General features: G+C 37.1%; 23 protein-coding genes. 18 read left to right on the top strand and 5 right to left on the bottom strand.

The features are described from left to right. Positions 1 to 43: 43 nt before the first annotated feature. The 9 genes from lpdA (at position 44) to C1N55_RS11650 (ending at position 11,754) form a co-directional block, all read left to right on the top strand. Entirely contained in the window at positions 44 to 1,462 is a 1,419-nt protein-coding gene (gene lpdA / locus C1N55_RS11690; protein ID WP_137728994.1) for a dihydrolipoyl dehydrogenase, read from the top strand. A 124-nt stretch (positions 1,463 to 1,586) separates the two neighbouring features. After that, the gene (locus C1N55_RS11685) at positions 1,587 to 2,597 is read left to right on the top strand and encodes a thiamine pyrophosphate-dependent dehydrogenase E1 component subunit alpha (protein ID WP_137728993.1); all 1,011 of its coding nucleotides are present in this window, start codon (positions 1,587 to 1,589) and stop codon (positions 2,595 to 2,597) included. Continuing rightward, complete coding sequence (locus tag C1N55_RS11680) at positions 2,597 to 3,580, top strand: alpha-ketoacid dehydrogenase subunit beta (RefSeq protein ID WP_137728992.1); 984 nt, start codon at positions 2,597 to 2,599, stop codon at positions 3,578 to 3,580. The genes C1N55_RS11685 and C1N55_RS11680 overlap by 1 nt, the downstream gene beginning before the upstream one ends. A gap of 14 nt (positions 3,581 to 3,594) precedes the next feature. Then, positions 3,595 to 4,902 carry a dihydrolipoamide acetyltransferase family protein gene (locus tag C1N55_RS11675; RefSeq protein ID WP_137728991.1) on the top strand — a complete coding sequence of 436 codons (1,308 nt, stop codon included), beginning with the start codon at positions 3,595 to 3,597 and terminating at the stop codon, positions 4,900 to 4,902. 207 nt (positions 4,903 to 5,109) lie between these two features. Next, on the top strand, positions 5,110 to 6,804 hold the full coding sequence (locus C1N55_RS11670; protein ID WP_137728990.1) for a methylmalonyl-CoA mutase family protein: 1,695 nt from the start codon (positions 5,110 to 5,112) through the stop codon (positions 6,802 to 6,804). Beyond that, positions 6,801 to 8,951 (top strand): methylmalonyl-CoA mutase, encoded by a 2,151-nt coding sequence (gene scpA / locus C1N55_RS11665; protein WP_137728989.1) that lies wholly within the window; start codon positions 6,801 to 6,803, stop codon positions 8,949 to 8,951. Before C1N55_RS11670 ends, scpA begins: the two co-directional genes overlap by 4 nt. After that, positions 8,951 to 10,033 carry a methylmalonyl Co-A mutase-associated GTPase MeaB gene (gene meaB / locus C1N55_RS11660; RefSeq protein ID WP_137728988.1) on the top strand — a complete coding sequence of 361 codons (1,083 nt, stop codon included), beginning with the start codon at positions 8,951 to 8,953 and terminating at the stop codon, positions 10,031 to 10,033. The genes scpA and meaB overlap by 1 nt, the downstream gene beginning before the upstream one ends. 66 nt (positions 10,034 to 10,099) lie before the next feature. After that, positions 10,100 to 10,540 (top strand): BrxA/BrxB family bacilliredoxin, encoded by a 441-nt coding sequence (locus tag C1N55_RS11655; protein ID WP_137728987.1) that lies wholly within the window; start codon positions 10,100 to 10,102, stop codon positions 10,538 to 10,540. Between the two features lie 203 nt (positions 10,541 to 10,743). Next, positions 10,744 to 11,754, top strand: a complete 1,011-nt coding sequence (locus tag C1N55_RS11650; protein ID WP_240758283.1) for an aromatic acid exporter family protein — start codon at positions 10,744 to 10,746, stop codon at positions 11,752 to 11,754. Between the two features lie 16 nt (positions 11,755 to 11,770). Here the strand turns inward: C1N55_RS11650 and prli42 are convergent, their stop codons facing one another. After that, positions 11,771 to 11,863 carry a stressosome-associated protein Prli42 gene (gene prli42 / locus C1N55_RS20555; protein ID WP_153062698.1) on the bottom strand — a complete coding sequence of 31 codons (93 nt, stop codon included), beginning with the start codon at positions 11,861 to 11,863 and terminating at the stop codon, positions 11,771 to 11,773. A gap of 121 nt (positions 11,864 to 11,984) precedes the next feature. Here prli42 and mce point away from each other — a divergent pair, with 121 nt between their 5' ends. Both mce and C1N55_RS11640 read left to right on the top strand, forming a co-directional pair. Continuing rightward, a complete protein-coding gene (mce, locus tag C1N55_RS11645; RefSeq protein WP_137728986.1) occupies positions 11,985 to 12,398 on the top strand; it encodes a methylmalonyl-CoA epimerase in 414 nt (137 codons plus the stop codon). A 2-nt stretch (positions 12,399 to 12,400) separates the two neighbouring features. Next, on the top strand, positions 12,401 to 13,948 hold the full coding sequence (locus C1N55_RS11640; RefSeq protein ID WP_137728985.1) for an acyl-CoA carboxylase subunit beta: 1,548 nt from the start codon (positions 12,401 to 12,403) through the stop codon (positions 13,946 to 13,948). A gap of 46 nt (positions 13,949 to 13,994) precedes the next feature. Here C1N55_RS11640 and tatA read toward each other — a convergent pair whose 3' ends face one another. The 3 genes from tatA to tatC all read right to left on the bottom strand — a co-directional run bounded on the left by tatA (position 13,995) and on the right by tatC (position 15,303). Next, the gene (gene tatA, locus C1N55_RS11635) at positions 13,995 to 14,177 is read right to left on the bottom strand and encodes a twin-arginine translocase TatA/TatE family subunit (RefSeq protein WP_137728984.1); all 183 of its coding nucleotides are present in this window, start codon (positions 14,175 to 14,177) and stop codon (positions 13,995 to 13,997) included. A 129-nt stretch (positions 14,178 to 14,306) separates the two neighbouring features. Continuing rightward, a complete protein-coding gene (locus C1N55_RS11630; RefSeq protein ID WP_137728983.1) occupies positions 14,307 to 14,534 on the bottom strand; it encodes a twin-arginine translocase TatA/TatE family subunit in 228 nt (75 codons plus the stop codon). Between the two features lie 28 nt (positions 14,535 to 14,562). Further along, positions 14,563 to 15,303, bottom strand: coding sequence for a twin-arginine translocase subunit TatC (gene tatC, locus C1N55_RS11625; RefSeq protein ID WP_137728982.1), 741 nt, complete (start codon positions 15,301 to 15,303; stop codon positions 14,563 to 14,565). Positions 15,304 to 15,503: 200 nt separating this feature from the next. Between tatC and C1N55_RS11620 the strand changes: the two genes are divergently transcribed. From C1N55_RS11620 to C1N55_RS11595, 6 genes are all read left to right on the top strand, one after another. Continuing rightward, positions 15,504 to 15,761, top strand: a complete 258-nt coding sequence (locus C1N55_RS11620; RefSeq protein ID WP_137728981.1) for a hypothetical protein — start codon at positions 15,504 to 15,506, stop codon at positions 15,759 to 15,761. Positions 15,762 to 15,777: 16 nt separating this feature from the next. Continuing rightward, a complete protein-coding gene (locus C1N55_RS11615) occupies positions 15,778 to 16,545 on the top strand; it encodes a gluconate 2-dehydrogenase subunit 3 family protein (RefSeq protein ID WP_137728980.1) in 768 nt (255 codons plus the stop codon). Between the two features lie 42 nt (positions 16,546 to 16,587). Next, positions 16,588 to 18,309 (top strand): GMC family oxidoreductase, encoded by a 1,722-nt coding sequence (locus C1N55_RS11610; RefSeq protein WP_137728979.1) that lies wholly within the window; start codon positions 16,588 to 16,590, stop codon positions 18,307 to 18,309. Between the two features lie 284 nt (positions 18,310 to 18,593). Next, positions 18,594 to 19,547 (top strand): hypothetical protein, encoded by a 954-nt coding sequence (locus C1N55_RS11605; protein ID WP_137728978.1) that lies wholly within the window; start codon positions 18,594 to 18,596, stop codon positions 19,545 to 19,547. A gap of 75 nt (positions 19,548 to 19,622) precedes the next feature. Then, the gene (locus C1N55_RS11600; protein WP_137728977.1) at positions 19,623 to 20,735 is read left to right on the top strand and encodes a M20/M25/M40 family metallo-hydrolase; all 1,113 of its coding nucleotides are present in this window, start codon (positions 19,623 to 19,625) and stop codon (positions 20,733 to 20,735) included. 21 nt (positions 20,736 to 20,756) lie between these two features. Further along, positions 20,757 to 21,245 carry a chemotaxis protein CheW gene (locus C1N55_RS11595; protein WP_137728976.1) on the top strand — a complete coding sequence of 163 codons (489 nt, stop codon included), beginning with the start codon at positions 20,757 to 20,759 and terminating at the stop codon, positions 21,243 to 21,245. Positions 21,246 to 21,291: 46 nt separating this feature from the next. Here C1N55_RS11595 and C1N55_RS11590 read toward each other — a convergent pair whose 3' ends face one another. After that, a complete protein-coding gene (locus tag C1N55_RS11590; protein ID WP_240758282.1) occupies positions 21,292 to 21,960 on the bottom strand; it encodes a VTT domain-containing protein in 669 nt (222 codons plus the stop codon). A 228-nt stretch (positions 21,961 to 22,188) separates the two neighbouring features. Here C1N55_RS11590 and C1N55_RS11585 point away from each other — a divergent pair, with 228 nt between their 5' ends. Beyond that, positions 22,189 to 22,698: a DUF1648 domain-containing protein gene (locus C1N55_RS11585; RefSeq protein WP_137728975.1), complete on the top strand. Its 510-nt coding sequence runs from the start codon at positions 22,189 to 22,191 to the stop codon at positions 22,696 to 22,698. Positions 22,699 to 22,806: the final 108 nt, after the last annotated feature.

The following is a 22,806-nucleotide window of genomic DNA, read 5'->3' as shown; positions in this document are numbered from 1 at the left end:
TGAAGAATTTCTTTGCTTCCCAATTTGGGTAGGAGGGATTTATTTGGCTCATGAATATGATTTAGTCATTCTGGGTGGTGGAACAGGGGGCTATGTAGCAGCAATTAGAGCCTCTCAGCTTGGACTTAAGACGGCCATAGTTGAAAAAGAGCAATTAGGTGGTACTTGCCTTCATAAAGGATGTATCCCAAGTAAAGCGTTACTTAGAAGTGCGGAGGTTTACCGTCAAACAATCAATGCAAAAAGTTTTGGGGTAGAAACACCAGAAGTGATGCTGAATTTTGGGCAAGTTCAAGATAGAAAAAAATCAATCGTAGAGCAGCTTCATAATGGCGTGAAAGCATTGATTAAAAAGGGGAAAATCGATGTCTATCATGGAATAGGTAGAATATTAGGTCCTTCTATCTTCTCGCCGATGCCAGGAACAATTTCAGTTGAAATGTCAGGTCAAGAAAATGAAATGCTGCTTCCGAAAAATGTCATTATAGCAACAGGATCAAAACCAAGAGATTTAAATGGGATAAATGTTGACGGACAAACGATTCTTTCATCAGATCACGCTTTGGAATTAGAAGCCCTGCCTTCTTCCATCATTATTGTTGGTGGAGGAGTCATAGGAATTGAATGGGCTTCAATGCTAGCAGATTTTGGGGTAAAGGTTACAGTTTTAGAGTATGGCGATAGAATTCTGCCAAGCGAAGATTTAGAAGTGTCAAATGAAATGGAAAAACACCTTGTAAAAAGAGGTGTGGAAATTATAAAAAATGCTGAATTACTTTCAGAATCCATTGAATTAAAGGACGGTATTAGAGCTACTGTGCATACAAAAGGAGAGAATCGATCCTTATTTGCAGAGAAACTTTTAGTAGCCGTTGGTCGTGTGGGTAATATCGATGGTATTGGATTAGATAATACAGAGATTGAATGTGACTCGAATTTTATTAAAGTGAATGATGTCTATCAAACAAAAGAAAAGCATATTTACGCGATTGGTGATGTTATCGGGGGGATGCAGTTAGCTCATATCGCGTCACATGAAGGAATTGCGGCAGTTGAACATATTGCTAATGGAGAAAAAAAACAGCTTGATTATACTAACGTTGCACGTTGTATTTATAGCTATCCTGAAGCCGCAAGTATTGGTTTAACAGAGGAACAAGCAAAAAATAAAGGGATCAACATAAAAGTAGGAAAGTTCCCGTTTAAAGGCATTGGTAAAGCTTTAGTGTATGGGGATGCTGAAGGATTTGTTAAAATAATAGCAGATCAAGATACAAATGATCTGATAGGTGTTCATATGATCGGACCACATGTAACCGATCTTATTTCAGAAACAGCACTGGGAATGTTACTAGATGCTACACCGTGGGAAATTGGAGAGACGATTCACCCTCATCCATCACTTAGTGAGATTATTGGTGAAGCTGCTCTTGCTGTAGAGGGAAGAGCAATTCATTTTTAAGAGACTAGGTTAATAGATTCTCGCGTATCAATGTGAATCGTGCATCCAATCGATAATCTACTAATAAATATTATCAATGACTATTAAATGAAGCTTTCCACTTTATTGAAAGGGGATGTTTTATATGGGAGTAGAAAAGGTTCAACATCAGCAATTAGGACTTTCTGATGAACAGGTACTACAAATGTATGAAACGATGTTAACGGCAAGAAGACTAGATGAGAGAATGTGGTTGCTAAATCGTGCTGGTAAAATTCCATTTGTTATTTCTTGTCAAGGACAAGAAGCAGCACAAGTAGGAGCGGCATTTGCTCTTGATCATTCGAAGGATTATATAGCTCCATATTATCGCGATATGGGAGTAGTTTTACACTTTGGCATGACACCAAAGGATTTAATGCTTTCTGCGTTTGCAAAGGCGGATGATCCAAACTCGGGTGGACGCCAGATGCCTGGTCACTTTGGACAAAAGAAAAATCGCATTTTAACAGGTTCATCACCTGTAGCGACACAAATTCCCCATGCTGTTGGTGTAGCACTAGCAGGTAAAATGAGAGATCAGGATTACTTAGCATTTGTCACTCTCGGGGAAGGCTCAACAAATCAAGGAGACTTTCATGAAGGGGCTAATTTTGCGGGAGTTCATAAACTGCCAGTTATTATTATGGTAGAAAACAATCAATATGCGATATCTGTTCCAATTGAAAAGCAATTAGGCTGTGCAAAGGTTTCTGATCGAGCAATCGGATATGGAATGCCCGGGGTAACAGTAGACGGCAAGAATCCATTAGAAGTATACAAGGTTGTAAAAGAGGCGGCAGATCGAGCAAGACGTGGTGAAGGACCAAGCTTGATTGAAACAGTCACGTATCGATTGACAGCGCATTCATCAGATGATGATGATCGTCAATATCGTACGGCTGAGGATATTGCAGAAGGTAAGGCAAATGATCCGATTAAATTGTTTGAAAACTATCTAATTGAATCGAAGGTAGCAACAGAGGACGATCTTACAAAACTCAACGAGAAAGTGATGACGATTGTCAATGAAGCTACAAATTATGCGGAAAATGCTCCGTATGCAGCTCCAGAGGATGCACTGAAATATGTGTACGAGGAAGGAGAAGAGAGCTAATGGCTGTGATTTCATATATTGAAGCTATTCAAATGGCAATGAAGGAAGAAATGGAAAGAGATGAGCGTGTCTTTATTTTAGGTGAAGATGTTGGCCTCAAAGGTGGCGTATTTAAAGCGACTGCTGGACTGTATGATAAGTTTGGGGAATATCGTGTACTCGATACTCCATTAGCAGAAAGTGCAATTGCAGGTGTTGCAATAGGTGCAGCAATGGTGGGAATGCGTCCAATTGCCGAGATGCAATTTGCTGACTTCATTATGCCTGCTGTGAATCAGATTGTCTCAGAGGCGGCAAAAATTCGCTATAGATCAAATAATGATTGGAATTGCCCTCTCGTTGTTCGAGCACCATTTGGTGGGGGAATACATGGCGCACTGTATCACTCTCAGTCCGTGGAAGCATTGTTTGCTGGTACTCCTGGACTGAAAATTGTCATTCCTTCTAATCCTTACGATGCAAAAGGTTTGTTAAAGGCGGCAATACGAGACGAAGACCCAGTATTATTCTTCGAGCATAAACGTGCCTACCGTTTAATAAAAGGAGAAGTACCGTCTGATGATTATGTAGTACCTATTGGAAAAGCTGATGTAAAACGTGAAGGTGAGGATATCACGGTTATTACCTATGGTTTAGCAGTAAACTTTGCCATTCAAGCAGCAGAACGACTCGCAGATGATGGGATCGAGGCGCATATATTGGACTTGCGGACTGTTTATCCTTTAGATAAAGAAGCAATCATTGAAGCAGCAAGTAAAACTGGGAAAGTTTTATTAGTTACTGAAGATAATAAAGAAGGCAGCATTATGAGTGAAGTAGCTGCAATTATTGCAGAACACTGTTTATTTGATTTAGATGCACCTATTAAACGACTAGCTGGACCAGATGTTCCGGCTATGCCGTATGCACCAACAATGGAAAAATATTTCATGATCAATCCTGAAAAAATAGAACAAGCAATGCGAAGCTTGGCTGCGTTCTAAAAGGGGGATATTAAATGTCTATTGAAAATATTTTAATGCCACAGCTGGGAGAAAGTGTAACCGAGGGGACAATCGAAAAGTGGTTAGTTAAACCTGGTGACAAAGTCAACATATATGATCCAATAGCAGAAGTGGTAACTGACAAAGTAAATGCGGAAATTCCTTCTTCCTTTACAGGGACAATTAAAGAGCTAATTGCAAATGAAGGTGAGGCACTACAGGTTGGTACAATCATTTGTTCTGTTGAAGTAACTAATGGTTCAACTGAGCAAGCAACTGCCCAGCCTGAGGAGTCTAACGTTAGCTCAGCTATTTTAAACGCAAATATACCTAAACAAAAAGAAGAGAATGAGATAAAGGAGACTGCATCTGATTCATCTAATAAAAAACGCTATTCACCTGCCGTTTTACGATTAGCACAGGAACATAATATCGATTTAGAGTTAGTTGAAGGCACTGGCTTAGAATGTCGCATTACAAGGAAAGACCTGCAAAAACTCATAGAAAATGGGCAAATGCCGCAAAAAGATACTTCGGTTGTTGAAACTGTACCTCAAGTTGAAGAGGTAAAAACAGAGGCAAAGGTTAGAGATGTTTCTGTTCAAAGTGCTGTTGGAGCTGGTGATATTGAAATCCCTGTTTCGTCTATACGCCGCGCAATTGCGAAAAATATGGTCCGTAGCTCTCAAGAGGTCCCACATGCATGGATGATGATGGAAGTAGATGTTACCGATCTAGTGAGTTACCGAGATTCCATTAAAAATGAATTTAAAGCTAAAGAAGGCTTTAATATAACTTATTTCGCTTTCTTTATAAAAGCGGTAGCAAGAGCATTGAAAGAGTTTCCGATGATGAATTCTGTTTGGGCTGATGACAAAATTATTCAAAAGAAGGATATTCATATTTCAATTGCAGTAGCAACGGAGGATGCCCTATTTGTACCTGTCATTAAACATGCCGATGAGAAATCGATTAAGGGAATCGCAAAAGAAATCCACGAGCTATCAACAATTGTGCGAAATGGAAAACTTCGTTCAGAGCATATCCAAGGTGGCACATTTACTGTAAACAATACAGGTTCATTTGGCTCTGTCCAGTCTATGGGGATTATAAACCATCCTCAAGCTGCAATCATTCAGGTAGAGTCGATTGTAAAAAGACCAGTCATTATGGAAGGTGGCATGTTTGCTGCTCGTGATATGGTAAATTTATGTTTGTCTCTTGACCATAGAATATTAGATGGACTCATTTGTGGGAAATTTCTGAATCGAGTGAAAGAAATTCTCGAAAATGTAAATAAAGACTCGATGTCAGTCTACTGAAAGTAAAAGAAGCCTTGTCATATAAGGCTTCTTTTACTTTTTTTACTTTATTGGGATGCTTTTCTAATGTAGAATTAAATTATAAAATGAAACTTGAATTAGAGGAGTTGTTCAAGCTCTATAATTATTAGTTTCATCAAGGGACTTTAAAAGAGTCCTACAAACAAAGCGGGATATAGTTAAAGGGGGAAGCTTTTTAGCGAGAATATGTCAATTCAAATGAAAGATATTCAATTTCCATCAGCTAGTTATGAAGAGTGGAAAGAACAGGCAATAAAAGCACTAAAGGGGAAGCCGTTCGAAACATTATTCACTAAAACTGTAGAAGGTGTAACACTAGAACCTCTTTATACACAAGAAATGCTAGTGGACAAATTAGGCGAGCAATTAGAAAAGCAAATTTCCACTATTCGCTCATTGAAGGCAACAAAGGGGTTTAAAGTTGCACAACAAATTTATGGGAAAACCTCCTCAGAGTTTTTTAAATTACTACAAGATAGTATTGAAAAAGGAAACGACTGTTTAACCATTGATAGCCGTGTTTCTTTTGCCTGGAATGAAGAAAACTTAACACAATTAGCGAAATTTTTAACTGAAAATTCATTTAAAATATATGTAGAAAATGAGAATGATCCAATTTCAGAAGTTTTAAATAAATTAGAAGAACCGACTGGTAATGGCTTTATTATTGCTAAGGAACCAATTACACAACGTGCATCTCATAAATTAAGAACGGTCTCTGGAAATACCGTACCGTTTCATAATGATGGGGCAAATGCTATTCAAGAATTGGCTTTATCCCTTGCGTTAGCCTCCAAATATGCGGAGCAAGAAGGGGATTTTGAAAGCTTCACGAACAAATTTTTTGTCAACTTTGCCATTGATACACAGTTCTTCTCGGAGATTGCAAAATTGCGTGCATTTAAGGTACTTTGGAAAGCGTTTACAAAAGCGTATGGAGTTGAGGAGGCAGCAAGTATTCCTGTGCTGGCAGAAGTTTCTTTACGTAGTTATACAAAAGCAGATGAATATGTAAACCTATTACGTGCGGGAAATGAAGCGTTAGCAGCATTAATTGGCGGTGCAGAATACTTTACAGTACATCCTCATGATTGCTTAACGAATCCAACTGAAAAATCGATTCGTATTGCAAGAAATGTTTCACTTGTGTTGAAAGAAGAGTCCTATGTTGAAAATGTTCTGGATGCATCAGGTGGATCTTACTTTATCGAATCACTGACAGCTGAATTTGTAAAAAAAGCATGGGGGCTATTCTTATCTATCGAGAAGGCTGGTGGGATTGATGCATATATCCAATCGGGTAAATTACAAGCCGATTTAAATGATGCATATGAAAGTAGACTTAATGCGGTTAAAACACGAAAACACTCTCTTATTGGGACGAACATTTATGCAAATCCCTCTGATGAAGTATCTACAGTAACAAATGCTTTATTTGCTCATATAAAGCGTTTAGCTATTCCTTTTGAAAACTTAAGGTCGAACTATAAATTGCTTCAACCGAGCATTGCCATTTTAACATTTGGCGCATTAAAAGACTTCAAACCACGTGCTGATTTTGTAGAAGGGTTTTTGGCTACTGCTGGGATTGTTCCCGAGAAGTCTGGCGAAATTCTAAACCTGGAAGCAGCTAAAAAATGGCTGGAAAATAGCAATTATGACTATGTAGTAATCGCTGCAAAAGATGAGGATGCAAAATTACTAGTCCCTGCACTTCTGGATACTATACCTGAAGGCTTACTATTGGATGTAGCAGGCAAATATAAAGAAGAACAAGAAGAATGGCAAGCAAAAGGTTTAAACGGCTTTATATTTGCGGGTCAAAATATTGTTGAAAAGCTGACAGAGGTACTTGAAAGCTTGAAGGGGGTACAACAATGAGTAAGCCAAATTTTGAATCAATTCAGATTACAGAAGTTTTAATGAATGAAAACCTGAAACCAAGTGGTAAATTTATGACAAATGAAGGAATTGAAGTAAATGAATTTTATAATGCGGAAGATATCCAAAATGTAAAACATTTAACTGATGTTTCAGGCATTGCACCAAATACTCGTGGACCATATCCAACTATGTATGTAGCTCGGCCATGGACAGTTCGACAATATGCAGGCTTTTCAACGGCAGAAGAATCAAATGCATTTTATCGCCGCAACTTAGCGATGGGGCAAAAGGGGTTATCTGTAGCATTTGATTTAGCTACACACCGTGGATATGATTCTACCCATCCTCGGGTAAAAGGGGATGTAGGGAAAGCTGGTGTGGCCATTGATTCGATTGAAGATATGAAAATTTTATTTGATGGAATTCCGTTAGACCAAATGTCCGTATCTATGACAATGAATGGTGCAGTACTACCAATCATGGCATTTTATATCGTAGCTGCAGAAGAACAAGGTGTATCACCAGAACAACTTGCGGGTACAATTCAGAATGATATTTTAAAAGAATATATGGTTCGTAATACGTATATTTATCCACCTGAGATGTCGATGAAGATTATTGCTGATATCTTTGAGTACACAAGTAAATTTATGCCTAAATTCAATTCCATTTCAATTTCTGGATACCATATTCAAGAAGCTGGTGCTACCAATGACATCGAGTTAGCTTATACATTAGCTGATGGACTAGAATATGTTCGGACAGGTCTTAAAGCGGGTATCGATATTGATTCATTTGCGCCTAGACTTTCATTTTTCTGGGCTATTGGAATGAACTATTATATGGAAGTTGCCAAAATGCGCGCTGCTCGACGAATTTGGGCACAGATGATGAGTACATTTAATCCGAAGAACCCAAAATCCCTGGCTTTACGCACACATTCACAGACATCGGGATGGTCATTAACAGAACAGGATCCTTTTAATAATGTAACGAGAACATTGATAGAAGCAAATGCTGCAGCAATGGGACATACTCAATCACTTCATACAAATGCGCTTGATGAAGCCATTGCATTACCGACCGATTTTTCTGCTCGCATTGCTCGAAATACACAATTGTTCCTACAAGAAGAGACGGGGATGACGAAAGTCATTGATCCATGGGGCGGCTCTTATTATGTTGAGAAGTTGACAGAAGAGCTTATTGAAAAAGCGTGGACATTGATTGATGAAATTGAAGAACTGGGCGGGATGGCAAAAGCAATTGAAACGGGCCTACCAAAAATGAAAGTCGAAGAATCTGCAGCGAAACGCCAAGCTAAAATCGACTCAAAAACTGAAACAATCGTTGGGGTAAATAAATACCTTTTAGATAAAGAAGAACCAATCGACATTTTAGATATCGATAATTCAATTGTTCGTCAAAAACAAATTGAACGCTTAGAAAAATTGAAACTTGAACGAAATGAAGCAGAAGTTCAAAAACAATTAGCACGTTTATCAGATGCAGCAAAAATAGGGGAAGAAAACTTATTAGCAGTTGCTATTGACGCGGCCCGTGCCCGTGCTTCACTTGGAGAAATATCTGATGCGATTGAAAAAGTTTCAGGTCGCCATAAGGCGGTAATTCGTTCCATTTCCGGTGTTTATTCTTCTAATTTTTCGGATGATGAACTTATTAAAGAAGTGAAGCTAATGACCGATGAATTTTTAGAAAATGAGGGCCGCCGACCTAGAATTCTGGTGGCGAAGATGGGGCAAGATGGACATGATCGTGGAGCGAAAGTAGTAGCAACAGGCTATGCTGATCTTGGCTTTGATGTAGATATCTCTCCTTTGTTTATGACACCGGAAGAAGCAGCACAAATGGCTGTAGAGAACGATGTTCATTGTGTAGGTGTCTCATCCCTTGCAGCGGGTCACAAAACATTAGTACCTGAATTAATTGAAGCGCTTGAAAAACTAGGTCGAGAAGATATTATTGTCATTGTTGGCGGAGTAATTCCAGCTCAAGACTACCAATTTATTTATGATGCTGGTGCAGTAGCAATTTTTGGTCCCGGGACAGTAATTCCCGTCTCAGCTATAAAAATAATTGAAGAAATTTATAGACGTTTGGGATACGAGGAAGTGTCTGATTAATGGAACGTAATGAGAACTTGCAGCAAGACGTGGGTGCTTTAAACGTTAGGCTTGGGGTAAACGGTGGCCATGACGGAATGACCATTAAACCGAAAAAATTCAAGAAAAAAAAGCAGAATGAGATTGATATCTCTAAGTTGGCAGATGATGTACGATCTGGTCAGCGAACTTCTCTTTCTAAAGCTATAACCCTTATCGAAAGTTCCAATACTGATCATAAAGAGCAGGCTCAAAAGCTTCTACAAGAGCTTCTGCCATATACGGGAAATAGTATCCGAATAGGAATTACGGGTGTTCCAGGGGCAGGGAAAAGTTCTTTTATTGAAACCTTCGGAACAATGTTGTGTAATATGGGGAAAAGAGTAGCAGTATTAGCAATCGATCCGAGTTCAACAATTTCTGGTGGAAGTATCCTGGGGGATAAAACTCGAATGGAAGAATTGAGTCGTAACAAAAGTGCCTTTGTACGACCATCTGCAAGTGCCGGCACATTAGGTGGTGTCCATAAAAAATCTAGAGAAACAATGCTGCTATGCGAAGCGGCGGGATATGATGTCATTCTGATTGAAACTGTTGGGGTCGGGCAGAGTGAGACCTATGTCCGCGGAATGGTTGATTTCTTTCTTTTACTAGTGCTGACAGGTGCGGGTGATGAATTACAAGGGATGAAAAAAGGAATAATGGAACTCGCTGATGGAATTGTAGTTCATAAAAGTGATGGAGATAATGTTCAAAAGGCAAGGAGGACTGTTCGAGAGTACATGCAAATCCTGCATTTTCTCCAGCCAGCAACGCCAGGATGGATGAGTAGAGCTATCCCTGCCTCTTCGCATGAAAAAACTGGTCTGATGGAGGTTTGGGAAATAATTTGTCAATTTGAACAAACCATTAAAAGTTCGAATGTTTGGGAATCACGAAGACTCGAACAAACAAAAGAATGGTTCCACACAATGATACGCGATACTTTGATAGACTCTTTTTTCCAAAATTCTAATCGGAAAATTGAAGTAAAGTCGATTGAAGAGGCCATACTAAGAGGAGAAATTACTGTCACACAAGGAGTTTCAAAGCTGTTTTCCTAAGGAGCAAGAAAATCTACAATTTTATGTCTTTATGTTAAAATGAATAGTTGAGAGGAGCGATAAATCATGAATATGGATTACGATTTATTTATGGAAGAAATTAAAAGAACAGCACGCGCTGAAATTGAAAGTGCAGGTTACGAACAACTGCGTACACCAGAGGAAGTTGAGGAAGCATTTGCTCGTACTGGAACAACGTTGGTAATGGTGAACTCAGTTTGTGGTTGTGCAGGAGGAATTGCTCGTCCAGCTGCTGCGAATGCTATTCATTATGATAAACGCCCAGATCACTTAGTAACGGTATTTGCTGGTCAAGATAAAGAAGCGACTGCCGCTGCACGTCATCTATTTGGGGATAATCACATTCCATCATCACCAGCATTCGTTCTATTAAAAGACGGAAAAATTGTGGCAGATATCGGTCGCCATGAAATTGAAGGGCATGACCCAATGTCAGTTGTTACAAACCTTCAAGGTAATTTTGAAGAATACTGTGAAGAAGTGTAATAAACATCCACTTTCATAAGGAACAGAATTGATACTTAGATGAACGATAACTCCAAAGAGCTCAGGCTTTAGGGATATGTTCATGGATAGAAAGAATTGGCTTTCTTATCCACCTAAGTGCAACATAGGCTGATTGCTTAAAAGCTTGGCAATCAGCCTAGTTTTCTAATTTTTCGTTTTATCTTAATTTTCAGTTTAAATGCTTGAAGGGGGAAGTCGATATTAAAAAGTATAAAATCGGCTATCGAACAATTAAAACAGCAGTAGGCGCCACAATTGCTATCGCAATCGCGAGTTATTTTAATTTAGAATTTGCATCCTCAGCAGCGATTCTTACCATACTTTGTATTCAGACTACTAAAAGGAAATCGGTACACGCAGTATATACAAGATTGGTAGCAAGTCTAATAGGAATGGGTTTTGCCTATATTTTATTTGAAGAAATTGCTTATAACCCCATTGTGCTTGGAATTATGATTTTGTTATTTATACCAACAATTGTCTCAATTAATGTTTCGGCAGGTTTTATATCGAGTGTCGTAATTATTATGCATTTGTACTCTGAAGCGAACTTTACTCTCGATTTATTTCTAAATGAGCTTTCCTTAATGGCAATTGGCTTTGGTACAGCACTTGCAGTCAATATGTATATGGGAGATTATCAGAAAGATCTTGAACGATATATTGAAGAATTGGAAGAAATTTACCGTTCGATTTTTTCCGAAATCGTAAAATATTTGCGTAATGGTGATACCTCTTGGGATGGGAAAGAGATAATTGAAGCAGAAAATCTTATAAATAGAGCGAAATCTTTAGCCTTCAAAGATGTTGAAAACCATTTAACACGAAAACAAAATGAATTTTATCTCTATTTCGATATGCGTGAGAAACAATTTGAAATTATTGAAGGGGTTCTACCCAAAATTACAACATTGCCTGTTATGGTACAACAAGCGGAGTTAGTCGCAGATTTTATAGAGGATTTAGCAGAAAATGTACATTCAGGAAATACTGCGAAGAGATTTAGAGACAAACTGGAAATAGTAAAAGAAGAGTTTGCAAAGATGCCTTTACCAGAAAACCATGAGAAGTTCCTTGCTATGGCTTCACTTTATCAATTTATTGAAGAAATGGATGAGTATCTGGTGATCAAGCAGTCCTTTAAAGGAATCAAGAAAAAGAGAAGAAAAAAGGCGATTACAGAAGAAGTGTAATCGCAAAGTTTAGAAATTAGAAGAATGATAGACCAAATGCTAAAGTAGAGATTACCATAATTGCTATCATACAATATACAACTATTTTCTGAAATTTTTTATTGCTCATATTCGTTCTCTCCTTTGTTTCTTATTTTTAGTTTATCAAATTTAGAAAATAACACAAGTACGTAGCCAATTGTTTTCAAATTAGTTAAAATAGATATGTACTATAACAGAGGGGTGTTATAATGGAGAAAGTGGATCATATTGGGATTGCTGTTAAAAACTTGGAAGAACGAATTACATATTATACGGAAACGCTTGGATTGAAATTACTGAAAATTGAAGAAGTTCCTTCCCAGCACGTACGCGTGGCATTCATAGATGCTGGGAATGTAAAGTTTGAATTATTGGAACCAACAAGTGAAGAAAGTGCAATCTATAAACATATTGAAAAACGTGGTGAGGGAATTCAGCATGTTGCTTTTGGGGTGAAGGGTATTCGTGAGAGAATGCAAGAATTACAAGAAAAAGGGATAAGAATTCTCTCGGAGGAGCCAAAACCTGGTGCAGGGGGAGCTGAGGTAGCCTTCTTACATCCAAAGGATTCTTTTGGTGTTTTATATGAGCTTTGCGATAAAAGTGGAAAAGGGGATAGATGAGTATGGATATGTTCGATAAAATAAACGAAATGCATGACCGAAAGCGTGAAATCGAGCTTGGTGGGGGAGACAAGAGAATTGAGAAGCAACATGAAAAAGGAAAATTAACAGCTCGTGAACGTATCGATTTACTACTCGATGAAGGAAGCTTCGTAGAGATCAATCCGTTTATTACCCATAGAACGACAGACTTTGGAATGGACAAGCAAGTTGGACCTGGTGATGGGGTGGTGACTGGCTTTGGTAAAATAAATGGACGTAATGTCTATCTTTTCGCACAAGACTTTACGGTATTCGGTGGTGCCCTTGGTGAAATGCATGCCATGAAGATTGCTGCTGTAATGGATTTAGCAGCGAAAAATGGTACACCATTCATCGGTATTAACGATTCAGGCGGGGCACGTATCCAAGAAGGGGTACTTTCATTAGATGGATATGGTCATATTTTTTATCGCAATTCGATCTATTCGGGCGTAATTCCACAAATTTCAGTAATTATGGGGCCTTGTGCGGGTGGTGCTGTTTATTCACCTGCAATTACCGACTTTATCTTAATGGTTGATAAAACATCGCAAATGTTCATTACTGGACCAAAAGTTATCGAAACTGTAACAGGCGAAAAAATTTCTTCGGAAGATCTAGGTGGTTCAAAGGTGCATAACTCAATTAGTGGGAATGCCCATTTCCGTGCACCATCTGAAGAGGAATCTATCGAACAGATTCGTAGATTACTAAGTTATCTACCTCAAAGTTATAAAGAAAAAGCACCAAAGCAACAAAGACCACAAACGGATGATTATCGTCCAGATATCATCGACTATGTACCCATCGAACCAACAAAACCATACGATGTCCGTAAAGTTGTAGAACAAGTAGTGGATGAAGGATCCTTTATGGAGGTACATTCTGAGTTTGCGAAAAATATAGTTGTAGGTTTTGCTCGAATTGCTGGAGAGTCTGTTGGTTTAGTTTGTAACCAACCAAAAGCACTGGCTGGTGGTTTAGATATTGATTCGTCAGATAAAGCATCTCGCTTTATTCGTACATGTGATTCCTTCAATATCCCGATTATCACATTTGAAGATGTATCTGGTTTCTTCCCAGGAGTAAAACAAGAGCATGGTGGAATCATTCGTCATGGAGCGAAAATTTTATATGCGTATTCAGAAGCAACAGTTCCAAAAATAACAGTTATTTTACGTAAAGCATATGGTGGTGCTTATGTAGCACTAAACTCGAAAGCTATTGGTGCCGATCTTGTATTCGCTTGGCCAAATGCTGAAATTGCAGTAATGGGTGCGGCTGGTGCAGCGAATATTATTTTTGCAAATGAAATTGCGAAATCAGCAGACCCAGAAGCTACTCGTGCAGCAAAAATTGAAGAATACAAAGAAAAATTTGCAAATCCATATGTAGCAGCATCTCGCGGGATGGTCGATGATGTAATAGACCCTCGTGAAACTCGTATTAAATTGATACAAGCATTAGATATGCTTTCAAACAAAGAGGAAACAAGACCAGCGAAAAAGCATGGGAATATCCCACTATAAAATAGCAAAAGAGTTGTTCCAAATGAATTGGGACAACTCTTTTATATTACATTTTTTCTTCTTTTTTATTGTCTTCTTCGTCGTCTAAAACACCTTTAGTGGAATCTTTGAAGTTTTTCATCGATTCACCAATTGAGCGGCCTAATTTTGGTAGCTTAGAAGGACCAAACATGATTAAGATAATCACTAAAATAATGATTAATCCTGGAATTCCGATTGAGTTTAACATAAAATTATTCCTCCATTTAAAGAACAGTACCCTAAGTTAATTCCTTTTAATCCCCTCTAGATAACAGTGCCACTAGAAAGTATCACTAGTATCTAGAGGGGACAAATTATTAGTGTGTTTAAGTAGGAATTATTTTTTTGCTGTGTCTTCTTTTTTGTTATCAACTAATGTGAATTCTTCTTTTGCTTCCTTGAATTCACCTGTCACATCATCGACCACATCTTTTGTTGAATCTTTAAATTCTTTTAAAGTTTGTCCAACAGCTTTCCCCAACTGAGGTAATTTAGATGGTCCGAATAAAATTAAAGCAATGACTAGGATTATAACTAATCCTGGTACTCCGATCGATTGAAACATTGAAAACCCTCCTCCAATAATTTAGTTCTTAGTTTGTCACTTCTTCAGCATTTTTTAATTGCTTTTTATAAGTCTTCTCCGAAACGATGATACTTATTTCAAATAAAAGTAATAACGGAATAATAATTAAGAAATCTGAAACAAAATCAGGTGGTGAAATCATAACTCCAACTACAATGAGGATAAAATAGGCTATTTTGCGCATTTTTCGCAAACGAGCAGGAGTAACTATTCCCAACTTTGTTAAAAACAAGATAACTACAGGTAGTTCAAATACAAGTCCAACTGGAATTAGTAGGTTAAACATGAGTGTAAAGTATTGTTGCATCCCATAAGTTTCAGTTGCACCAATTGTTTTATTGATATTAGCCATAAAATTTAGCATGAGTGGGAACAAAATAAAGTAACTAAATGAAACACCTATTATAAATAGGAGGAAGGCAGCTGGAATAAATGTACCAGCACTAGTTGCTTCTTTGTTTGTTAATCCTGGTTTTGTAAATTGCCAAATTTGATGCATCCCAACAGGTAAAGTAAAACAAATAGCAACTAAAAGTGCACACTTTACATAAATTGAGATGCCATCTGTATAGCCGAATACATTCCAATCTACTTGTTTTGCGACCTCTTGAGATTTTAAGAACTGTAATATGTCTGGTGCGAAAAGGAAACCTACTAATAGCGCTACTAAAAAGACTACACAAATAATAATCAACCGTTTACGCAATTCTTCTAGATGTTCCACCAATGTATACTCTTTATCTTCCATTCTTTCACCACGCTTTCTAGAATATGTAAAAAATGAAACCAATTTATTAAAAAAATTTCTATATTCATAATAAAAACTTTGATTTGTATACAAAACTGTTATAGAATGAAATAGTTTTTGAGAGGAACAAAATTAAATTATACACGCTTTATTAAAAAAGTAAACAAATAATCTGCGTATAATCTTCAAGGAGGGAAAACATGACAGAGTATAACCGCGAGGAACTTTCGCTGATATTTCAAGTGTTGGCCGGGATTACATTAACGGTAGGATATGCATTCACTATTTCTGTATACAATAGTGTTGTACCCGCATTTGCGCTTATTGGTTCAGCTGTAGGTTTAGCTATTATTATTGGATGTTGGATAGGAATTAAACATTTAGGTTTTATGCTTTCAATAATTATGGCGTCTATAATTTTCGCACTTTATTTTAATTTTGGAGCTATGTTCAGTTAATTAAGGAGGACTCATAATGGCAGAGAAAGAAAATTTCACGGAGAAAAAGTCGACAAGACGTAATTTCTTAAAAAATTCAGGATTAACACTTGGAGGATTAGTTCTTGGTGGTGCAGTAACTAGTTTAGTAGTTAAAAACAATGAAGGTACTTCAACTACTGATCCGAACTCACAACACGCTTCACACGGTACAGGTTCTACAAACTTCAATCACGCATTAATGTTCTTTACACCAGCAGAATATCAAACAGCAGCAGCTGCTGCTGATCGTATTTATCCAGAAGATGATAACGGACCAGGTGCAAAAGAATTATTAGCTGCTGTATATATCGACCATCAGTTAGCGGGTCAATGGGGTAACAATGTAAAGGACTATCGATTAGGTGGTTTCTATACTCCGGGTGAAAACCAAGGCCCACAACAGAAATTATTGCGCAAGGATTTATTCCGTGCGGGATTAGTAGCACTCGATACTTATTCAAAAGAAAATTATGAAAGCGCATTTACTGCGTTAGAACCTGAACAACAAGATGAAGTATTAACTGCATTTAGTGAAGGCAAAGCAACATTGTATGGAAATACTAGTTCATCTGAATTCTTCAATTTACTACGTACAATGACAATTGAAGGTGTGTATGCTGACCCAATGTATGGTGGTAACAGTGAAATGATCGGTTGGTCAATGCGTAAATACCCTGGTTCTCGCATGCAATATGTAAACGAAATTCAAAGCGAAGAATTTATCGAACTAAAACCAGAGGGCCTAAGCAGCCACATGAGCTAATGATTTAATTTGGACGTAAAAGAGAAAGGATTGACTAAATAAATGGCAACAAAATTAGAAAAAGCACCAGTAGTAATAATAGGTATGGGCTGGGCTGGCGGTATCGTATCTGCCGAACTAACAAAAGCTGGTATCAACGTTGTGGGATTAGAACGTGGTAAAGATCGTACGACAGCAGATTATACAATGGCTCACGATGAATTGCGCTATCAACATCGAACGGAGTTAATGCAGGATTTATCAAAAGAAACAATTACTTATCGTAGTACACCTGATCAAAAATCGCTTCCAATGCGTCATTATGGTACATTCATCGTTGGTGATGGTGTAGGTGGAGCTGGTTCTCACTGGAATGGACAAACTTACCGTTTCTTACCGTATGACTTCGAAATTCGTTCTAAAACCATAGAACGATATGGTGAAGCTAAAATCCCGGAATGGATGACGCTTCAAGATTGGGGTATTACATACGAAGAAATTGAACCATATTATGAAAAATTTGAATATATGGCGGGTATTTCTGGTGAAGAAGTACCAGAGTTATGGGGAAAACGTGCTAATCCATACCCAACTGGCCCATTAGTAAAAACTCCTTTAATGAAAACTTTTGAGGAAGCAACTTCAAGCCTTGGATACAAACCATTTGTTATTCCAGCAGCTAACCTTTCTGAAACTTATACAAATCCGGATGGAATTCAACGTGGTGCATGTCAATATTGTGCATTCTGTGAAAACTTCGGTTGTGAATATGGTGCAAAAGGTGATCCAGCTGTAACAGTAATTCCTGTTGCGAAAGAAACAGGTAAATTAGATTTACGTACACATGCCAACGTATTAGAAATTACATCTAGTGGTGGTAAAGCAACAGGTGTGATCTACGTTGATATGTTAACAGGTGAAAAATTCGAACAACCTGCAGATGTAGTAGTTGTTGCTTCTTACGTATTTAATAATGCCCGATTATTATTAAATTCAAACCTGGGTACACCTTATAACCCAGCAACGGGTACTGGTACAATCGGTAAAAACTATTGTTACCAAGTAACAGGGGGTACAACTCAATTATTCTTTGAAGATCGTGAGTTTAACCTTTATGGTGGTGCTGGTGCACTTGGTATTGAGATTGCGGAATGGATGGGGGATAACTTCGACCACTCTGATGTAAACTTTATTCACGGTGCCGGTATCCGTTCTACTCAATATGGTGACCGTCCTATCGCAGTAAATCGTGTTCCTAAAGGAACGCCAAACTGGGGTGCAGAATTTAAAAAGCAATCCATTAAATATGCGAACTCTAACTTCCCGGTTAAAACACAAGGTGCAAGTATGCCATCTAAAACGAACTATTTAGATATTGATCCAGAGTACAAAGATGCTTGGGGTTACCCACTTCTTCGTATGACTTACGAGTATACAGACAATGATCGTGAAATGGTAAAATTCATGGCTCAAAAAACTCGTGAAATCGGTGAGAAAATTGGTGCGGATATCATTGAAACGTCTGAAGAACAAGGTAACTTCAGTGTGAACAAGGATACAAATACGCACAATACTGGTGGGGTAATTATGGGTGCTGACCCAGCTACTTCTGCATTAAACAGCTACTTACAAATGTGGGAAGTAGAAAACGTATTCGTAGTGGGTGCCTCTGCATTCCCTCATAACTCAAGCTTCAATCCAACAGGTACTCTAGGAGCTTTATCTTACCGCGCAGCTGAAGGTATTCAAAATTACATTAAAAATGGCGGCGGGTCATTAGTATAGAAATATAGAAATAAGTATTACAGTAAAAGTAAACACAATCATTTTTCTACAATCAAAATAGACGTGTCTGTTTTGAAAATGATGAATATATCTTCTAGTCAACAACGATGAAAAGAGGTTGTTTCACGAATAGTGAGACAACCTTATTTGTTCGAGAAATAAGCATGAACTCAGTTGGCTATGAACTAAACTTAATAAGATACATAGAAATTTAATCCATTCTTCCTTTATATTGTGAAACTATTTATTCATTCAACCGTAATCTAAAAAAAGGGGGATTTAAGATGACGTGGGAAAGACTTCATAAAGAACAGGAAGAATTATTTTTAAAGTTAATGAAAATTGAGAAAATGCAAAGTCAAATAGAGACTTTAACTCATCAAATTACGCAAACAGGTTGCGAAATTCAAACATATGATGAAGAGCTTAAAAACCTTAAAGCAAAACTAGAACAGCTAGATTCCTTTTCTTTTGTTAATTTAATTCGTAGCTGGACTGGAAAACAGGAAGAGTTACGTGAACAGAAAATAGATAAAGCAGCATCTCTTGAATTAAAATTAATCGAAGCAATACAAATGAAAAATGATCTATCAGAAGACTTATTAGAAAAAAATAACGAGATTTCAAAATACAATGAAGAAAAAATAAAAAATCAACTCGAAATGATTAAAGTCAAGAAAGAATTATGGCTTAAAGAACACCAACCAAATATAGCGTTAGCATTAGAACAATTAGAGGAAGATGAACTAAATTGCAAAAAGTTGAAAATTGAAATTGATGAAGCAAAAATAGCGGGTAATGATGCAATAAATAAATTACATGATGTAATTGCCTCATTAGAATCAGCTAGTACTTACTCTACCTGGGATACATTTTTAGGAGGGGGTTTTATCGCTACACATTTAAAGCATGAAAAAATAAATGAATCTGAAAGTAAAATGCACCAAGCACAAATCGCACTTCAACGATTTAAAAATGAATTATTGGATATTCAAAATATATCTACGAATCATTTGACAGTAAATACAGATGGGTTTGTAAAATTTGCTGATTATGTTTTTGATGATATATTTTCGGCTTGGTCAATCCATTCAAAAATATCTTCTTCTAAAGAACATGTTTCAAAAGTTATTGCCGATGTACGCAATACAATGCTGAAATTGGAAAAGAAGTTAGGCTTGCTTGAAGAAAAGCTAAACGAAATCGAATTAAAGAAAAAGGATATTTTGGAGATATAGAAGTAGAGCTGGGTTGTCTTCATTCATTGAGAAGCGTAAAATAGAAGAATATTGTAGGATAAGGGAGATATTAACATGAATAGCCGTTTAGTAAATGAATTTTTAGAACTAGTCCAAATTGATTCGGAAACAAAACATGAAGAAATCATCGCGCCAATCCTCGTTAAAAAGTTAGAAGAAATGGGATTTGATGTGTATCAAGATGATGCTCATACCCGTAATGGTCATGGTGCAGGGAATATTATTGCAACATTAAAAGGTTCACTTGATGTAGAGCCTATCTATTTTACTGTTCATATGGATACAGTTGTCCCAGGTGTTGGCATCAAACCTGAGATTCGAGAAGATGGCTACATTTATTCAGACGGAACTACGATATTAGGAGCAGATGATAAAGCAGGAATGGCTGCACTATTTGAAATGGCTCGTCGATTAAAAGAACAAGATATTGCACACGGAACAATTCAATTTATCATCACAGCTGGTGAGGAAAGTGGTTTAGTTGGAGCAAAAGAATTAGATCCTTCACGTATTGAAGCAAAATTAGGCTTTGCAGTAGATAGTGATGGTAAAGTAGGCGGAATTGTAACAGCAGCACCATTCCAAGCTAAACTGGAAACGAAAATTTTCGGGAAAACAGCTCACGCTGGTGTAGCCCCTGAAAAAGGAATTTCTGCAATTACCTTAGCAGCAAAAGCGGTAGCGAAAATGGACCTTGGCAGAATTGATGAAGAAACAACCGCGAATATTGGTCGATTTGAAGGCGGCAAGGCAACAAATATCGTATGTGATGAAGTGTATATTCTTGCCGAAGCACGTTCTATTAACAAAGAAAAATTAGACGCTCAAGTGAATCATATGAAAGCAACGTTTGAGAATGTAACAGAAAGTCTTGGAGGCCGTGCGGAGGTTGATGTGAAACTAATGTATCCAGGATTCTCAGTAACAGAAGCTGATCGTGTTGTTCAAATTGCAATGCAGGCTGTCGAAAATGTTGGGAGAAAACCACAACTTGGAATATCAGGTGGTGGAAGCGACGCAAATGTAATTGCTGGATTTGGTATTCCAACAGTGAATCTTTCGGTTGGTTATGAAGAAATTCATACAACAAACGAACGTATGCCTATTGAAGAATTAGAAAAATTAGCCGATTTATTAATAGAAGTAGTAAAATGTTCTTCAAAGTAGCTTTTTAGTTGGGGTGAAACAATGTCATTTGAAAAAGTCGTTATATTTAGTTGTGGAAAAGAAGAATACGCTGTACCAGTAGAACAGGTTGTTTCGATTGAAAAATTGAGCCGTATTACGCCAATTCCTCATTTACCGAATTATTTGCTTGGTTTTGGGAGAGTACGAGGAGAGCTTATTCCAATCATTGATTTTAACCGGATTTTATATAATCAGACAAGCCAAGGTGATTTATGTAGAATTGTTGTGCTAAACACGGATATCGTAAATTATGGTTTAGTTGTAAATGAAGCAAAGGAAATAATCAATCTTACAGAAAATGAAATTAAGCAAGTTGGACTTGTAAATTATTCAAAAACTCGCTATTTTACAGCAGTAGCAAATTTGGAAGATCGCATGATTGCTTGTGTCGATCCGAAAATACTAGTAAATTCACTGGATGGAATTCGCGAAATCATCGAATATTTGCATAAACTACTTGAGGATGAAAACAATCAAGTTAATACCTAAATAGAAAGAAGCTAATAGGAAGTAAGTGCCCTATTAGCTTCTTTTGCTATAATTCACTGTTGTTGGTTATAGCTGAATTTTTCTTGTGAAAATGACTAGTAAAACCATAAATGCTAGGGATAAACATAATGACTGTAATTAAAGCCAAAGTAAATAACAGGTTATCTTCAACCCAAGGGATATTTCCTAGTCCAAAACCGGTTCCTAACCATACAAAAGTCCAAATCAACGCTCCCAGCACATTATACCGAACGAAGGTATTATAAGAATGTCCAGTAAAACCAGCAATGAACGGTATCATTGTTCGCATAAAAGGGATAAAACGAGAGAAAGTAATGGCAATTTTTTCATACTCACTCAAGAAATCGCTTGCTTTATCGATGCTTGATTGTGGAATTACCTTAGTAAGATAATTCTTATCAGTAGGTATTTTTTTAAAAGCATGTCCGATCAAAAAATTATTACTATCTGCTAAAGAAGTAGCGACAAAAAGTAATATTAACAAAATAAAAATATTTAACTCCCCTACAGCAGCAATTGCACCACTGGCAAACAGAAGGGAATCACCAGGTAAGAAAGACAAAATAACAAATCCCGTTTTACCAAAAACAATTAAAAATAACAAGAGGTATATATAGATTCCGAACTGATCTATGTAATAGTAAAGTTCAGAATCTAGCTTCCTTAGCACTTCTATTATTTCAGACATATCCATGTAGCTAACTCCATTTCCGTTATTTCTAAATATATCTTATTAGATTATATTCTTAAATTAAAATAATTAACCTGCATATATCCTTAATTTAACTATTTTTTATCAAAATTTTAATTAATTTGTCATTGAGGTGACCTCTAGCTCAGATGGTAAAATAGATTTGAAACTTTTCCATAATTTAAACGTATAGTTATACAACAACAGATATGTAAAAGTGAGGTGTTCTGGATGAAAGATTACTTACCTTACAGACCTATTCTTAAATTACCCAAAACAAGAATTGAAAAAACTTTAGACGGGATTGGAATTTTACTTTTTGTAGGGGCCATTCTCTATGTTGTAATGAATTGGGGAAATATCCCTGATGATGTCCCCGCGCATTTTAACGCAGCAGGGGAAGTGGATCGATGGGGGTCTAAATTTGAGTTTATTATCCTCCCAATTATTGGACTATTTTTATTTGTTTTAATGAGTCTATTAGAAAAAGCCCCTCATATGCATAATTATCCTAGCCGTATCAACGAATCGAATGTGGAACAATTTTATTTGCATAGTCGAAAATTATTAAATGTCATTAAGAATATATGTTTAATGATGTTTGCATATTTGATAGTCCAGATTGGTCGTGTTGCCCTAGGAAAGATCGAAACTTTGGGGATTGGGTTTGTACCTGTTATTCTTATAATATTATTTGGCGCTATCGGAATAGGGCTGTTTAAGCAATCCAAAATTAAATAAAATCTTCTCAATCAATTTTCTGAAAGGTAAAAAAATGCTTTTCCTAAGTGAGAGGACAATAGATATATATTATAATATTGATAATATTGGCAATCGAAAGTATGGTTT

The sequence above is a fragment of the Lysinibacillus sp. SGAir0095 genome, from assembly GCF_005491425.1.
Classification (GTDB): domain Bacteria; phylum Bacillota; class Bacilli; order Bacillales_A; family Planococcaceae; genus Ureibacillus.
Note: the sequence above shows the minus strand (reverse complement) of the source record. Positions and strands in the feature narration are given on the sequence as shown.